This is a genomic window from Acinetobacter sp. YH01021, assembly GCF_013420255.1.
In the GTDB taxonomy this organism is placed as follows: Bacteria; Pseudomonadota; Gammaproteobacteria; order Pseudomonadales; family Moraxellaceae; genus Acinetobacter.
In genome coordinates this window covers 1-15,423 of the sequence record NZ_VOYO01000032.1, presented here as the reverse complement: position 1 = coordinate 15,423, position 15,423 = coordinate 1, and the positions used below count along the sequence as shown (strand labels likewise).

Genomic DNA, 15,423 nt, shown 5'->3' with positions numbered 1-15,423 from the left:
AATCATTTGAATGATTTCTTCTTGGTCTACGTGCCATAAAATACTCCATATATTGATGTTTATAACATCATTTGAGGAGCAGAATATCACTTATAGGAGTTGTTCAAATTTACGGATCCATCTCTGTCAGACTATATTCATGATCCGAAACAAACACGTGGTGAATACTTATCGGACTATATTTCTCAATTGCATTCTAGTTTCAGTGACGAACTTATCTCTGAAAAATGTGTCTATTCAAACTCAAGAAACTTTTTAGATGATGACCCACATTATCAAAAAATTGAAATGTCACAAACTGCAAGTCTGAACTCTCAAGTGATTGACCCAATCGTTCATATCGTTGGAAGTTTTAAAAAATTTGAAGTTCCAACCACAGAACAGCTAGAGGAACAAATTGATATTTTAACGAAACACCTTGGTGCTGAAGAACTGCAAATGCAGTATGCGATGCACGTGGATACAGACAATGTGCACTTTCATTTAATCATAAATAAAGTACATCCTTTCCAAAAAAATAAGCGTAATCAAAATAAAGTCATTGATTTAGGTGATGGATGGATCTTGAATGCGGTACATCGAGCTGCTGCAGAAATTGAAGCAAAGCAAAGCTGGGAGCCGGAGCCCAATCCACTTTTTATATATAACTTTGAGCTTGGCAAATGTGAAAGAAATCAAAATTACATTGCTGAACCGGATGCGCAAAAAATCAATTCAAAAATTCGTGATCAACAACATCGACATCAACAAAAAAGTCAGCTGAGCAATGAAATTTCAGCAGCGAATAACTATCAAACTTATCTTGCTCAAGATATTGAACATATCTTCAGTAACGCAAAGAATTGGCAAGATTGGCACCAACAATTAGCACAAAGTGGAATTTTGTATGAGAAAAAACGCAATGGTAGTATTTTTAAAATTCAAACGAGTGAGAAGCAAATACTCACATTTAAAGCCTCGTTATTTTGTAATAAGCAAGTAACGCTTAAAAATTTAGAAAAAATATGGGGAGACTTTACTCTTCCTGATATCGGTCAGACAAGAATTCCATTAATCAAATTAAGTGATACAGCTCAGCAAAATGAAACTAAAACTTCGACGTTACACGCTTACCATTTATTTAATAATGAAGACTTTTTGATAAAAGATCTGCATGATAGTTATCTCACAATGAAATCGATGAAAGATATTTATAGCCAAAAACGTCGATCTAAATATCAGGATATCAATTTCGAGAATGAGATTTACAAATACAATAAAAATGCTTTTTTAAAGCAATATCAAAATAGATTTCCAGCACAATCATCTGATGTGATTTTTACACTGTTACATTATCATCATAATGCAGAACAACTGAGCACCAGAGCCGAAATTAGAAAAGTATTCCTTTCCCAAAATCAACATCTAAGCAAAAAAACCGCAGATAAATTATTAGATAAAAAAAATTTCTCTAGAAAATTTTATTCAACCCACGTGACTTCTTATGCTGATTTTTTAAGATTTATCTCTCCAACCGATCCCCTATTTATACAGCAACAATTTTTATTTGATCAACGCCAATCTAAAAACTTTATTGCTCAGAACAACCCGAATATCAAGACGGCTCAAATTCTATTTGATCAGCATCAACTGGATGAACCAATTGCAATTCAAAATCAATACGGGATTCTGGTATTTAGTAATTATTCAATGAATCGACTACAACAATGTATCAATGCTCTAGATCCTAAACTGAGAGAAACCCTACGAGGCTCAGTAGAGTTTAAAGAATTATTTCACACTGCTTTACAACATAGATTCGAGAATATTCAAGATATTAATAAAGACAGAGTCCTCCCTAGCTTCAAAAATTTGTCTCCTCAACAGATTCAAACAAGTTTCAAAGAGCTCTATAAATATTTTAACGCAACAAATCCATGTCAAAGCTCAGTGCTGAGCAAAACTGCTCTGCTCCTCAATTGTTGCGGTGTTGCTGCAGATACACTGCAATCGACATTAGCAGAGTGTATTCGTAAAAATGATATACCCGATTTAAGTATCGAAAATCAAAAGATACTGATGCTACGAATTCGTAATCTGATATATACCCAATCCTTAAAACTCAACAAACAATATTTTAACGCCAATGAAATTGAGGAATGCTGGAAATTATATTTCTCACAAAAACTCACGCCATCTATTCATCAGTATGAACTAGATACACGTACATCTGATTCATCGCCTGATCTCTACCAAGGACTCAGCCTAATTCCCAAAAATCAGATCAATAAATCTTATCAACATACAGAACACTTGTCTGAGATCGATTTTCAGATGTATGAGTTTTTTGAATATAGCCGCAGATCTAGGCTCAAGAAAAAGCAAGAAATAGAAGCCGCAAATAGCTTCACAGCATCAGAGAGCAATTCAAATTCTAATCAACAAACCCAAAAACGATTTTTTCCGCACACTAAATATCAAATTGATTATAAATTTGGTTGTAAGTTTTATTTAGATCAAAAAGAAGTGGCTTTTTTTGAGGATAAAAACTCATCAGAAATTAATGTTTTAAGTAAAAATGATACGCATATCCATGATGCGCTGTTACTTGCTAGAGATAAATTTGGAGTAGTGTTGGTATCAGGAACAGACGAATTTAAACACAAGGTACAGCAACTCGCTACTTTAGAAGATATCCAAATTGAATTTGATTCTCCTCCACAGCAAGTCCCACATTCTCCAATTGACAGCACAAAAGCTGAGAACGATCAGATTGAATATAAACGCTCTGATCAAAACTCGCTAAATAAGGAATTAGCACTGGAACCGAAAGAATTAAGTCAAACTAATCAAGCAGAGAAAGCGACTCATTTTTATGAAAATCAATCCGTCTCCCCTCCTACTCGAAAGCAAGAGCCTCAACCCGAAAATAGAAGCTATGATGGACCAGGCTTTTAACAAAACATATTTTTAGTTGACCTACTATTTGCATAGTATAAAAAATAGCCTAAGCTTAATGCTTAGGCTATTACATATGAAGATTCAGGAAAATACTTAAGAAACTCTGTTTTAATAGAATTAAAATTATCGATTTCTGGATTCTCAGTTAAGAGATGTTCCAACCATACCAAAACAGCTTCATGGTTATTATAACAATGATTTACATGTAAATACCCTGCTAGGCCGAATCCCATACCGACATTCAACTGTTTGATTAAGTTATAGCCCAAAATTTTAGTTTTACGACTTAGCCATAGTTCGTTAGAAATACTCATAATTTCATCCTATCTTTTAATCTGATTATCAAAAAATGATGGTTTATCTCAATTACAAGCTATAATTGTGATTATAGAAGAATTAACACTTGTAGAAAGTAAATATAACCTGCTGTAGGTTATTTATACTATAGTGTAAGCAATGATTCAACCAAAAAATAACCTGCAGTAAGTTATTTTTTATATTTGAAAGTCATATGATTGAATGTAAATTAGCGAGCCTCATGGGCGAACGTAAAATTTTGAAATTAAGTGATGTCGTACATGCGACAGGTATAAATCGAAATACGCTGACGAGTTTATACTATGATCGAGCTGTTCGAATCGAACTTCCTATTGCAGACAAGTTATGTAAATATTTCAACTGCACTATGAATGACCTATTTGTATACACTCCAGATATAGAGTCAGATATTTAAATTGGCCGATCCTACAATTATTTTTTGCCGGGAAAACACGAAGTATCACTATTTTATAATTTTAGACTATGCAGGCCTAGTTCTACGTTTTGTGGAGTGCGATGATATGCATAGCTTACCGATTCACTTGAGCCTAATTTAAAAAGTTCCGTCAATCTCGAATTGTCTTAATTTCTTAACGTTTGATCAAATCAACTTTATTAATAGAGTTGTGATTCATAAAATTGCTTATGATATTGATTAAGTCAAAAAAGTACTGATCAATATCAGTACTTTGATTTTAAATAATTTTAACCATTTATGATCGCATTAAATCTTGCAATCCATGATTGGGCATCATGAGCATTGGCCGCAAAAAACTTGAACATAGGCTGCTCTGCATTATTCGTATTCACAACGATAGAATAGTGATCTCGTGAGATCTCTCTGCCGTCAGAACGCCGAATTGTATTTGTCCGCGTTTCCATACTCCAGCTGCGGATGTCACTCAAATCAAAAATTATAATGTTTGATATCGTTTGCGCAGTAAAAGCAATTTTCCGCTGTACAGTATCAATCACCACACCTGTCGCTGAATAACTCTCATTAAAACCATCTGCCTTCAAATAGCTCAATTTTTGCTGATGCAGTCTTTTGGGCAAAATATTGCTGATATATACCCTTCGAATCGGGTAATAAATTAAAAATGAAATGACTAAATATAAGAATCCCATAAAGTAAAATAGGATATCCGCCTTCATTCCAGCATATGCTTTGAAAGCAAATAGCGTAATCATAAAAAATATAAAATAACCAAGTAAACTTTGCATAGCAGACCAAGGCTGCTTCACTGAAACCGTTTTTATTACACAAGACATAACATAAAACTTTTAAAATAGAATACTAAAGAAGATTTTTTATTGACCAGCTAAGCCATCATAACCGCTAAGATTTGGTACTTTTGTCAGCAATTTACAGCCTTGAAATGCGCCCTGATTGTTCTTTATATATAAAGAAGCCAAAGAGAAACTTTCATTTCTTTCCTGAATATCGCCATATAGGGGTCGTTTGCGGGAGGGGGCGGAATCCTACGCTAAGGCTTTGGCCAGCGATATTCTCCGGTGAGATTGATGTGTTCCCATCCGAGCGGCGAAACATGGGCCAAGAGATCGGGCGATAGCAGCTTTCCATCGCGTTTCTGGTTTGCAACGACCTCGCCGAGCTTCATGGTGTTCCAGAAGATGATGATGGCGGCGAGCAGATTCATGCCGGCGATGCGGTAATGCTGGCCTTCGGCGGAACGGTCGCGGATTTCACCGCGGCGGTGGAAGCTGATTGCCCGCTTCAGCGCATGATGAGCTTCGCCTTTGTTGAGCCCGATCTGGGCACGCCGTTGGAGTTCGGCATCCAGAATCCAGTCGATCATGAACAGGGTGCGCTCGACGCGACCGACTTCCCGCAGGGCTGTCGCGAGCTCGTTCTGCCGCGGATAGGAGGCGAGTTTCCGCAGAATCTGGCTTGGCGCGACGGTCCCGGCAGCAATGGTGGCGGCGATGCGCAGGATGTCGGGCCAATTGCGCTCGATCATGGCTTGGTTGACCTTTCCGCCGATCAACGCTCGCAGGTGCGCCGGGGCGGCCGACGGATTGAACGCGTAGAGCCGTTTGGATGGCAGGTCGCGGATGCGCGGAGCGAACCGGTAGCCGAGAATGGCACATGCGGCAAAGACGTGATCGGTGAAGCCGCCCGTGTCGGTGAACTGCTCGCGGATATGGCGTCCAGCATCGTTCATCAGCAGGCCATCGAGGATGTAAGGCGCTTCGCTTGCCGTTGCAGGAATCACCTGGGTTGCGAACGGCGCATATTGGTCGGAGACGTGGCTATAGGCTTTCAGGCCCGGGGTATTGCCATATTTCGCGTTGACCAGGTTCATGGCCTCACCTTGCTCTGTAGCGACGAAGAACTGTCCGTCGCTCGAAGCCGACGTGCCCATGCCCCAGAACCGGGCCATGGGTAACGCTGCCTGTGCCTCGACCACCATGGCCAGCGCCCGGTCATAGGCTTCGCCCTCGACATGCCACCGTCCAATGCGGATCAATTCCCAGAAGGTGTGGGTGTTTGTCGCATCCGCCATTTTGCGCAAGCCGAGGTTGATCCCTTCCGCCAAGATAACGTTCATTAGCCCGATCCGGTCAGCGCAGGGTGCTCCTGTGCGCAGATGGGTGAACGCTTCGGTGAAGCCGGTCGCCGCATCCACCTCCAGCAGGAGATCGGTGATGCGCGTGGGCGGGATCTGCTTGTAGAGATCGAGCACCAGATCTTCGGCGCCTGTCGGCGCGGCGGCTTCGAGTTTCTCGATATGCAGAACGCCGTTTTCAATCGACCCGCCCGGGATCGTGCCTGCGCGAGCGGCACGGCCAAGCTCGCGCAACCGCATGTCGAGGCGAGCTTGCCGGTCTGCCAGCCATTCCTCCGGCCGCAATGGCACAGCGAGACGACCGCCTTCCGCGATGGATTGTGCCGGAACGAGTGCGTGTTTCAGATCGCCATAGCGCCGGGACCTAGTAAGCCAGACATCTCCGGAGCGGAACGCATCGCGCAGATGGAACAGCACCGCGATCTCCCATAGGCGAGCGTCGCCAGCCCTCTGGGCCCGAAGGTGGCGATGCCATTTCGATCTGGGCCGCAAGAAGCTGGTCATCGCGGCATCGTTCAAACCGGTACGAAGGGCCGTCACCGCTTCCAGAAGCGGCAGTGCAACGGGCGCAGCTCGCAGATCGAGCAGGCGCAACATGCGTGGAGCGTATCGGCGGAAGCGGTGATAACCGTCGAGCACATGATTGAGCGGATCGTCGGCCATGGTGGCGGTCAGCCTGGTTGCCATTGCAACAAGGGTTTTTAAGCCGTCCCACCCTGACCCACTCGCGATGACATCGCCCAGCGGCTGGCCATCATCCTGTGCATCGACCAGGGCGCCCCCGATCTCGGCGAAGGATTTCAGGGTGTCACGCACCACCCCCGCTTCGTCTGCGACCTTTGCATGGCAAATACGCTCCGAAGCACGGTAGAGACGGCCGACGATCCGGTCGTGGGTTTCGACCACTGCGTCGGCCAACATCGCCTGCCATTCCGAGACGCAAACAGCCAAGATCGCAAGCCGCCTGTCCTCCGGGAGATCGCGCATGCCGTCGGCATAATACCGTTCACCCTGCCTGCGCAGACGAGTCACCCGATGGGCAGGAACGCCGGCAAGCAGATCCTCGGGGAGATCGATGCGTTGCAGATATTCGAGCCGGTCGAGCAGCCGGTTGGCCGACGAAGAGTTCGAGCCAGGCTCGAACTGGCGCAGCCACACAAAACGGGTCACCCGATCATCAGCCGTCTCCTCGAGCAATGCCAGCAACTGTTCTCGGATCGACATAGGCAGCCGACTGGCGATCCTCGTCTCGATGCGTCGCTCGGCATCGACGAGAGCCGCGGCACAAAGCCGCTCGATCGTGGATGTCGCGGGAAGGACAGTGCGGGTGCGTCGGCACTCGGCTACGAAGCGACGGGCGATATCCTCGTTCGACACCGCCATCTCGGCTTCTCGGAACAACCATTCCTTCAGCTCGCTCGCACCACGTCCGGAGAAGGTGCGGAAGCCGTAGAGCCCCCGTAACTCGGCAAGATGCTCGTGCCGTGTTTCCTCGCGGGCAGCATAGTCTACGAGATCGTCGGCACCCAGGCCAAGCTGCGCTCCGATAAATTCGATGACCTCTGCAGGGATCAGTTCGCCTGGAGCCAGCACCCGGCCGGGATAGCGCAGGACACACAATTGCAGGGCGAAGCCGAACCTGTTGTGAGCGCGCCGACGCAGCCTGATATGCCCAAGGTCTTCATCACTCAGCGTATAGTGCTTGAGCAAATCCGTCTGTGAAGTCGGCAAGCGCAACAGCGCGTCTTTCTGCCGATCGGTTAGAGTGACGCGACGCGGCATACATGTTCCTTTTTCAAAATCTGATAGCGTTCAAGACGCTTTGTTTATGAAGCTGGTTGAGATACATTTCCAGAGGTCAATGCAATCGTGGCCGAAGCGCCGCCTCAAACCAACGTTTGTGATACATGCTGATCGGATATGCCCGCGTCTCCAAAGCCGATGGCTCGCAGTCTCTCGACCTGCAGCACGACGCCTTGCGCGCCGCAGGTGTCGAACGGGACAATATCTATGATGATCTTGCTTCCGGCGGTCGTGATGATCGCCCTGGCTTGACTGCCTGCCTCAAGTCATTGCGTGACGGCGATGTGCTGGTGGTCTGGAAGCTCGATCGCCTCGGACGATCGCTTGCCCATCTGGTCAACACGGTGAAGGAGCTGTCAGACCGCAAGATCGGCCTGCGGGTTCTGACTGGAAAGGGCGCTCAGATCGACACCACGACTGCGTCCGGTCGCATGGTGTTCGGAATCTTCGCCACCTTGGCCGAGTTCGAGCGGGATCTGATCCGAGAGCGCACCATGGCGGGTCTCGCCTCCGCGAGAGCGCGCGGTCGCAAGGGCGGACGAAAATTCGCGCTCACCAAAGCTCAGGTGCGTCTCGCGCAAGCCGCCATGGCCCAGCGCGATACTTCAGTTTCCGATCTCTGCAAGGAACTCGGCATCGAGCGCGTCACTCTCTACCGATATGTCGGTCCCAAAGGCGAGCTCAGAGACCATGGAAAGCATGTTCTCGGACTTACGTAGTGGACTTGCCTCGGTTTCGTTCCGGTCTTTTTGAGAGCATTATTTGTTATCAAGGAGACCATATATGTCATTAAAGCATAGTGATGAATTTAAGCGTGATGCAGTTCGCATAGCACTCACTAGTGGCTTAACACGCCGTCAAGTTGCGTCAGATTTAAGTATTGGGCTTTCCACGCTTGGGAAATGGATCGCATCAATTTCCGATGAAACTAAAATTCCTACCCAAGACACTGATCTTCTGCGTGAGAATGAACGTTTACGCAAAGAGAACCGTATCCTTCGGGAGGAGAGGGAGATATTAAAAAAGGCAGCAATATTTTTCGCAGTACAAAAGCTGTGAGATTTCAGTTTATTACGGATTACCGTGGCTCTCTCTCACGTTCACGCATATGTCGTTTGATGGGCGTAACAGATCGTGGTTTACGTGCATGGAAACGCCGTCCTCCATCACTGCGCCAGCGTCGTGATCTTATACTTCTAGCGCATATACGTGAGCAGCATCGGTTGTGTTTGGGGAGCTATGGTAGGCCGCGTATGACAGAAGAGTTGAAAGCGCTGGGCCTGCAGGTTGGGCAGCGTCGGGTTGGACGTTTGATGCGCCAGAATAACATTACAGTTGTTCGAACGCGTAAATTCAAACGGACAACGGATAGTCATCATACCTTCAACATTGCACCGAACCTATTAAAACAAGACTTTAGCGCAAGCGCACCCAACCAGAAATGGGCAGGCGATATCACTTATGTTTGGACCAGAGAAGGATGGGTCTATCTTGCTGTTATCCTTGACCTGTATTCCCGTCGCGTGATTGGCTGGGCAACAGGTGATCGATTAAAGCAGGATCTTGCATTAAGGGCACTGAATATGGCGTTGGCTTTACGCAAACCACCACCGGGTTGTATTCAACACACAGACCGTGGGAGCCAATATTGCGCTCATGAATATCAAAAGCTACTGCTCAAACATCAATTGCTGCCGTCCATGAGCGGGAAAGGCAATTGTTTTGATAACTCCGCAGTAGAAAGCTTCTTTAAATCATTAAAGGCTGAGTTGATTTGGCGCAGACACTGGCAAACAAGGCGAGATATTGAGATTGCAATCTTCGAATATATAAATGGCTTTTATAATCCACGCCGAAGACATTCAACACTCGGCTGGAAATCGCCGGTTGCATTTGAGAAAAAAGCCGCTTAAAATGAGAGATAGACCGGAACACAACCGGTGCAAGTCCATAGCAACTCGTTTCTTTTCGCAGGTTGAGCCACCTCCGCGCTTCATCAGAAAACTGAAGGAACCTCCATTGAATCGAACTAATATTTTTTTTGGTGAATCGCATTCTGACTGGTTGCCTGTCAGAGGCGGAGAATCTGGTGATTTTGTTTTTCGACGTGGTGACGGGCATGCCTTCGCGAAAATCGCACCTGCTTCCCGCCGCGGTGAGCTCGCTGGAGAGCGTGACCGCCTCATTTGGCTCAAAGGTCGAGGTGTGGCTTGCCCCGAGGTGATCAACTGGCAGGAGGAACAGGAGGGTGCATGCTTGGTGATAACGGCAATTCCGGGAGTACCGGCGGCTGATCTGTCTGGAGCGGATTTGCTCAAAGCGTGGCCGTCAATGGGGCAGCAACTTGGCGCTGTTCACAGCCTATCGGTTGATCAATGTCCGTTTGAGCGCAGGCTGTCGCGAATGTTCGGACGCGCCGTTGATGTGGTGTCCCGCAATGCCGTCAATCCCGACTTCTTACCGGACGAGGACAAGAGTACGCCGCAGCTCGATCTTTTGGCTCGTGTCGAACGAGAGCTACCGGTGCGGCTCGACCAAGAGCGCACCGATATGGTTGTTTGCCATGGTGATCCCTGCATGCCGAACTTCATGGTGGACCCTAAAACTCTTCAATGCACGGGTCTGATCGACCTTGGGCGGCTCGGAACAGCAGATCGCTATGCCGATTTGGCACTCATGATTGCTAACGCCGAAGAGAACTGGGCAGCGCCAGATGAAGCAGAGCGCGCCTTCGCTGTCCTATTCAATGTATTGGGGATCGAAGCCCCCGACCGCGAACGCCTTGCCTTCTATCTGCGATTGGACCCTCTGACTTGGGGTTGATGTTCATGCCGCCTGTTTTTCCTGCTCATTGGCACGTTTCGCAACCTGTTCTCATTGCGGACACCTTTTCCAGCCTCGTTTGGAAAGTTTCATTGCCAGACGGGACTCCTGCAATCGTCAAGGGATTGAAACCTATAGAAGACATTGCTGATGAACTGCGCGGGGCCGACTATCTGGTATGGCGCAATGGGAGGGGAGCAGTCCGGTTGCTCGGTCGTGAGAACAATCTGATGTTGCTCGAATATGCCGGGGAGCGAATGCTCTCTCACATCGTTGCCGAGCACGGCGACTACCAGGCGACCGAAATTGCAGCGGAACTAATGGCGAAGCTGTATGCCGCATCTGAGGAACCCCTGCCTTCTGCCCTTCTCCCGATCCGGGATCGCTTTGCAGCTTTGTTTCAGCGGGCGCGCGATGATCAAAACGCAGGTTGTCAAACTGACTACGTCCACGCGGCGATTATAGCCGATCAAATGATGAGCAATGCCTCGGAACTGCGTGGGCTACATGGCGATCTGCATCATGAAAACATCATGTTCTCCAGTCGCGGCTGGCTGGTGATAGATCCCGTCGGTCTGGTCGGTGAAGTGGGCTTTGGCGCCGCCAATATGTTCTACGATCCGGCTGACAGAGACGACCTTTGTCTCGATCCTAGACGCATTGCACAGATGGCGGACGCATTCTCTCGTGCGCTGGACGTCGATCCGCGTCGCCTGCTCGACCAGGCGTACGCTTATGGGTGCCTTTCCGCAGCTTGGAACGCGGATGGAGAAGAGGAGCAACGCGATCTAGCTATCGCGGCCGCGATCAAGCAGGTGCGACAGACGTCATACTAGATATCAAGCGACTTCTCCTATCCCCTGGGAACACATCAATCTTACCGGAGAATATCGTTGGCCAAAGCCTTAGCGTAGGATTTCGCCCTCTCCCGCAAACGACCCCTACTAGATAGCAACAGTAACTTTTTCATTTCTGGGCTTCTTTTATTAAATATCCCCATTTCAATCCCCCTCTTTTTTTGCTATATGAATTGATCTCCTTAAATAAAAATTAACGGCATTAAGGATAAAAATTACATATTATTAATATATTAGCGACAGTTGCACCTAAAACAGGTGCATCCTAACATGCACCTATTATAGGTGCAATGAATAATATTACTTTATCAATCCACTCTGATGAATATGTCTGGCTGCGTAAGCTTTTTATCCAAAAGAGAAATGAACTCGGACTTTCCCAACGGGCGTTAGCAGATCGTCTCGGTGTCATTTACTCATTTGTAGCGAAAGTAGAAACTGGGGATAGAAAGCTAGATATCTTTGAATTTTTAAAGTATTGCGAAGCTTTAGAATTAGATGCACACACTACAATTCAGCAGTTAATAACTCTACTTCAAGATCGGTAGAGGCTAACTCTTTTTTCGGCATATTTGATGTCTGAAGAACTATCGCATATTTTTAATAGGTAAAAATTCACTCCTCCCAATCACTTTAAAAATCTATACAAAGTGATGTCTGTTGTGTACTAATTAATATTGAAACAGCCCATAATGGTTAATTAGAGGATGTGCTATGTACTCACCTTCAAATACAGATAAAAACTCTGTTTTAGCCAAAGCATTTCTAAACAGTGCTGAACGGCTCGGCATGACTCTAGGTCAGATGGCAACTACACTCAGAATATCTCCAGGAGAGCTCATGGTTAATGAATTTAGCATCGACCCTGATTCTGAACAAGGAAAACGTGCTTTGTCATTGATCCGGATCTCCATTGCTTTAGAAATGCTAAATGGCGGTAATGTTGAAATGATTCATCATTTTATGCGTAACAAAAACCTCTTAACTAGGGGTGTCCCTGTAGAGCAAGTTCAGCATCCCGAAGGTCTAGTTCAAATTTTAGAGTTTGTGGAGGCTATTCCAGCGAATATTTAGCGTTCATAGAGGGTAGAAACCCTATATTTATTCCACGAGGAGATATAATTTCTCTAATAATATAGATGGAGATCGTATGTGTGTTAATTTCCGCCCAATAAGACCAAGTCAAGCTAAGCTACTTAACCTTCCTCCCCTATGAACTTGAGCTTCAATGATGACTTCCAACCGAGTAATTGGGCTTTAGTATTTCAGCGCACGGACTTGTGGAATACATTGATCTCGAACGTCTTGCAGAACCGCAAGGCGCTGTATTTCCTTGTCAGACGTAGTGATCAGAATTCTATTTATATCCAGTCCATAATGTTGATGTGCACTATAGATCAGACACTTTAAATGGTTTCTAACATTTTAAGTTACTCCCAAGTAGAAATGTATACCACGTGAAAATTGCGAAATTCCCCCGATAGTCAACGTAAACTTGTAGTCTTATGCTTGACTTAAAATTCAAGCTTTCAACCTGTGTCAAAAAACCAGTGGCTTTATATAGAAGTCTGTAAAAAATGTAATTAACCAGCACTATATGAGTCTTTTTACCAAGAATTAACAATCAAGCACCTGATTATTTTTAAAAAATAAGATCCTTACAAAAGCCCTAAAGACTGAAGACTTTTAGGGCACAGGTTTATTTATTCTTTGTATTTTTACGTTTTGGCTCAGCTCTAAATGCACTTCTTCTATCACTGTGACCTTTTACTTATTTAATGGATTGCTAATAATTTTCTTTGTACACGACAAAAAAAGATAACTCATTGAAATAATGGCATAATACTTGTTTTCTGACGACGAATATGATGACACATTTCAATGAGTTACATCTCATCTTAAACAAATATCTAAAGTGGAACAAGTCACATGCAAAATGTTTTACACTGATTATGCTTGCATTAATTGTAAAACAGACATGTAATCTTTCTTCTGCATCTAAAGCCTTACCCATCAAGTGCTTACCACAATCATTTTATCGACGTATACAACGCTTCTTTGCAGATCAGTATTTCGATTATCGTCAAATTTCTCAGTTAATTTTCAATATATTTTCATTCGATAAAGTCCAATTAACTTTGGATAGAACTAATTGGAAATGGGGAAAACGAGATATTAATATCTTGATGTTAGCCATCGTCTATCGTGGAATAGCGATACCTATTGTTTGGACATTGCTCAATAAACGTGGAAATTCAGATACAAAAGAGCGTATTGCTTTGATTCAACGCTTTATCTCCATTTTTGGTAAAGATCGTATTGTGAATGTGTTTGCAGACAGAGAATTTATCGGTGAGAAATGGTTTACATGGTGAATTGAAAATGACATTAACTTCTGTATACGTGTTAAAAAAACTTTATTGTGACCAATCACTTAGCCAAGAATCATAAAATTAGTGATTTATTTCGTCATCTTCAAGTTGGTCAAACTGAATGTCGTAAACGACGTATTTGGGTTGGTCGAGTGAAACTGTATATTAGTGCGCTACGATTAGAAGATGGAGAACTTTTACTTGTTGTTTCTCCTATGTTTAATGCTTCTGCTATTCGTGATTATGCATTACGCTGGGAAATCGAAACGTTATTTAGTTGTCTCAAAGGACGTGGATTCAATCTTGAAAATACTCGTTTAACAGACCCTAGACGAGTCAAGAAATTGATAGCAGTGCTAGCTATCGGTTTCTGTTGGTGCTATTTAACAGGTGAATGGCAACATGATCGGAAAAAAGCGATAAAAATAAAGAAGCATGGACGACTTTCAGTAAGTTTATTTCGCTACGGTTTGGACTATGTTCAAATGGCTATTCTACGTTTGATTGGTTTTGGAAAAAAAGAAGAATTTAAGAAAGTGCTAGCAATTTTAAGAAAGAAAAAGCCTGATAGGACAAGGATCCTATGAAATTTGTCGTGTACAGAGAATAATTTTAATAAACTTATTAGGTTCATCTTTTAACTTTGGATCTATAGTTTCATATTTCCAATAGCACAACAGCCCTTACTTTTAATCAAGTAGGGGATTTACTTCATGTACAGAATCCTGTACATTTTAATTGTACAGAATATTGTACAAAACCATGTTCTTGCAAACATGAACTCAAACAGCCAATTTTTAATTTAAGTGTCTATATAAAGTATCTATAGCGAATCTATGAGCCAATGTGCCAACCAAACTAATGCTAGATCAATGAAGTGACCATATATATTGTTTAAGGCTAAATATTTAATTAGGAATGCAAAACATGCAAGTATTTACATATACAGATGCACGTAACAATCTAAAATCCGTTTTAGATAAAGTCATTGATGATGCAGATGTAGCAATAATTACTAGGAAAGAAGGTAGTCATGCCGTTGTTATGGGTCAAGAACACTATGACAGCTTGATGGAAACTTTATATCTTCTCTCATCTCCTAATAATGCTGTTCGTTTAAATGAATCAATTGCCCAATTACGTGCATCCCGAACTACTGTAAGGGATCTCATAGAAGATGAATCGGACAATTGAGTTTACAGATAATGCCTGGGATGATTACATCTACTGGCAGACACAAGATAAAAAGGTACTCAAGCGTATCAATGCTTTAATCAAAGAATGTTTACGAACACCATTTGAAGGTACAGGTAAGCCCGAACCGTTGAAGGCTAATCTGTCAGGATTTTGGAGTCGAAGAATTGATGAAAAGCACAGATTAGTTTATGAAGTTACGGATGAAAGAGTCAGCATTATTCAATGTCGCTTCCATTACTAAATGCAAAAGCCCCTCCTTCTCAGTAAGGGCTTTTTTATACCTTAACGACTTGTGCATCTCTAAAGAAAGACTGCTTATAATGCTTGGCAAGGTAGGTTGCAGCCTCCGCATGATAAAGCCAAGACATAGCCTCATCTTTATCAGAAGTCCAACTGACTAAACAACGTCTCTTCAAAGAGTGGCATAAGTCAATGTGGCACTGTGAAATTCTATGTAAGGAATTCGTCCACTTATAATTAGGATGACAATCGCTAAACAACCTATCCGGATCACGATGTTGG

The 15,423-nt window shown here is 44.2% G+C and carries 13 protein-coding genes and 1 pseudogene; 11 read left to right on the top strand and 3 right to left on the bottom strand.

The window, feature by feature from the left end; genetic code table 11:
• Positions 1–99: 99 nt before the first annotated feature.
• Positions 100–2,937 (top strand): relaxase/mobilization nuclease domain-containing protein, encoded by a 2,838-nt coding sequence (locus tag FTT86_RS14450; RefSeq protein ID WP_180181416.1) that lies wholly within the window; start codon positions 100–102, stop codon positions 2,935–2,937.
• Between the two features lie 62 nt (positions 2,938–2,999).
• Here FTT86_RS14450 and FTT86_RS14445 read toward each other — a convergent pair whose 3' ends face one another.
• Entirely contained in the window at positions 3,000–3,254 is a 255-nt protein-coding gene (locus FTT86_RS14445) for a hypothetical protein (protein WP_180181415.1), read from the bottom strand.
• Between the two features lie 197 nt (positions 3,255–3,451).
• On the opposite strand from FTT86_RS14445, the gene FTT86_RS14440 reads away from it, so the two are divergent.
• A complete protein-coding gene (locus FTT86_RS14440) occupies positions 3,452–3,673 on the top strand; it encodes a helix-turn-helix transcriptional regulator (protein ID WP_180181414.1) in 222 nt (73 codons plus the stop codon).
• Positions 3,674–3,963: 290 nt separating this feature from the next.
• Here the strand turns inward: FTT86_RS14440 and FTT86_RS14435 are convergent, their stop codons facing one another.
• Complete coding sequence (locus tag FTT86_RS14435; protein WP_180181413.1) at positions 3,964–4,482, bottom strand: hypothetical protein; 519 nt, start codon at positions 4,480–4,482, stop codon at positions 3,964–3,966.
• A 263-nt stretch (positions 4,483–4,745) separates the two neighbouring features.
• Positions 4,746–7,631 (bottom strand): Tn3 family transposase, encoded by a 2,886-nt coding sequence (locus FTT86_RS14430; protein ID WP_180181412.1) that lies wholly within the window; start codon positions 7,629–7,631, stop codon positions 4,746–4,748.
• Between the two features lie 125 nt (positions 7,632–7,756).
• On the opposite strand from FTT86_RS14430, the gene FTT86_RS14425 reads away from it, so the two are divergent.
• The 9 genes and pseudogenes from FTT86_RS14425 (at position 7,757) to FTT86_RS14385 (ending at position 15,142) form a co-directional block, all read left to right on the top strand.
• Positions 7,757–8,371, top strand: a complete 615-nt coding sequence (locus tag FTT86_RS14425) for a recombinase family protein (protein ID WP_000904906.1) — start codon at positions 7,757–7,759, stop codon at positions 8,369–8,371.
• Between the two features lie 64 nt (positions 8,372–8,435).
• A protein-coding gene (locus tag FTT86_RS14420; RefSeq protein ID WP_085959879.1) for an IS3-like element IS1133 family transposase occupies positions 8,436–9,565 on the top strand; the annotation gives its coding sequence in 2 pieces (ribosomal slippage) (positions 8,436–8,682 and positions 8,682–9,565; 1,131 coding nt in all).
• 106 nt (positions 9,566–9,671) lie between these two features.
• Positions 9,672–10,475 carry an aminoglycoside O-phosphotransferase APH(3'')-Ib gene (gene aph(3'')-Ib, locus FTT86_RS14415; RefSeq protein WP_001082319.1) on the top strand — a complete coding sequence of 268 codons (804 nt, stop codon included), beginning with the start codon at positions 9,672–9,674 and terminating at the stop codon, positions 10,473–10,475.
• On the top strand, positions 10,475–11,311 hold the full coding sequence (locus tag FTT86_RS14410) for an aminoglycoside O-phosphotransferase APH(6)-Id (protein ID WP_000480968.1): 837 nt from the start codon (positions 10,475–10,477) through the stop codon (positions 11,309–11,311). Before aph(3'')-Ib ends, FTT86_RS14410 begins: the two co-directional genes overlap by 1 nt.
• 311 nt (positions 11,312–11,622) lie before the next feature.
• Positions 11,623–11,880, top strand: a complete 258-nt coding sequence (locus tag FTT86_RS14405) for a helix-turn-helix domain-containing protein (protein ID WP_078191602.1) — start codon at positions 11,623–11,625, stop codon at positions 11,878–11,880.
• Between the two features lie 166 nt (positions 11,881–12,046).
• Positions 12,047–12,406, top strand: coding sequence for a DUF2384 domain-containing protein (locus tag FTT86_RS14400; RefSeq protein WP_180181411.1), 360 nt, complete (start codon positions 12,047–12,049; stop codon positions 12,404–12,406).
• 794 nt (positions 12,407–13,200) lie between these two features.
• A pseudogene (locus FTT86_RS14395) lies at positions 13,201–14,291 on the top strand (IS4-like element ISAba33 family transposase).
• Between the two features lie 340 nt (positions 14,292–14,631).
• Positions 14,632–14,898, top strand: coding sequence for a type II toxin-antitoxin system Phd/YefM family antitoxin (locus FTT86_RS14390; RefSeq protein WP_180181410.1), 267 nt, complete (start codon positions 14,632–14,634; stop codon positions 14,896–14,898).
• Positions 14,882–15,142 carry a Txe/YoeB family addiction module toxin gene (locus FTT86_RS14385; protein WP_180181409.1) on the top strand — a complete coding sequence of 87 codons (261 nt, stop codon included), beginning with the start codon at positions 14,882–14,884 and terminating at the stop codon, positions 15,140–15,142. The genes FTT86_RS14390 and FTT86_RS14385 overlap by 17 nt, the downstream gene beginning before the upstream one ends.
• The last annotated feature ends 281 nt before the right edge of the window (positions 15,143–15,423 follow it).

Coding starts and splice junctions, on each gene's coding strand:
- FTT86_RS14445 (WP_180181415.1), bottom strand. CDS start 3,254: ATGAGTATTTCTAACGAACTATGGCTAAGTCGTAAAACTAAAATTTTG.
- FTT86_RS14440 (WP_180181414.1), top strand. CDS start 3,452: ATGATTGAATGTAAATTAGCGAGCCTCATGGGCGAACGTAAAATTTTG.
- FTT86_RS14435 (WP_180181413.1), bottom strand. CDS start 4,482: ATGCAAAGTTTACTTGGTTATTTTATATTTTTTATGATTACGCTATTT.
- FTT86_RS14430 (WP_180181412.1), bottom strand. CDS start 7,631: ATGCCGCGTCGCGTCACTCTAACCGATCGGCAGAAAGACGCGCTGTTG.
- FTT86_RS14425 (WP_000904906.1), top strand. CDS start 7,757: ATGCTGATCGGATATGCCCGCGTCTCCAAAGCCGATGGCTCGCAGTCT.
- FTT86_RS14410 (WP_000480968.1), top strand. CDS start 10,475: ATGTTCATGCCGCCTGTTTTTCCTGCTCATTGGCACGTTTCGCAACCT.
- FTT86_RS14405 (WP_078191602.1), top strand. CDS start 11,623: ATGAATAATATTACTTTATCAATCCACTCTGATGAATATGTCTGGCTG.
- FTT86_RS14400 (WP_180181411.1), top strand. CDS start 12,047: ATGTACTCACCTTCAAATACAGATAAAAACTCTGTTTTAGCCAAAGCA.
- FTT86_RS14390 (WP_180181410.1), top strand. CDS start 14,632: ATGCAAGTATTTACATATACAGATGCACGTAACAATCTAAAATCCGTT.
- FTT86_RS14385 (WP_180181409.1), top strand. CDS start 14,882: ATGAATCGGACAATTGAGTTTACAGATAATGCCTGGGATGATTACATC.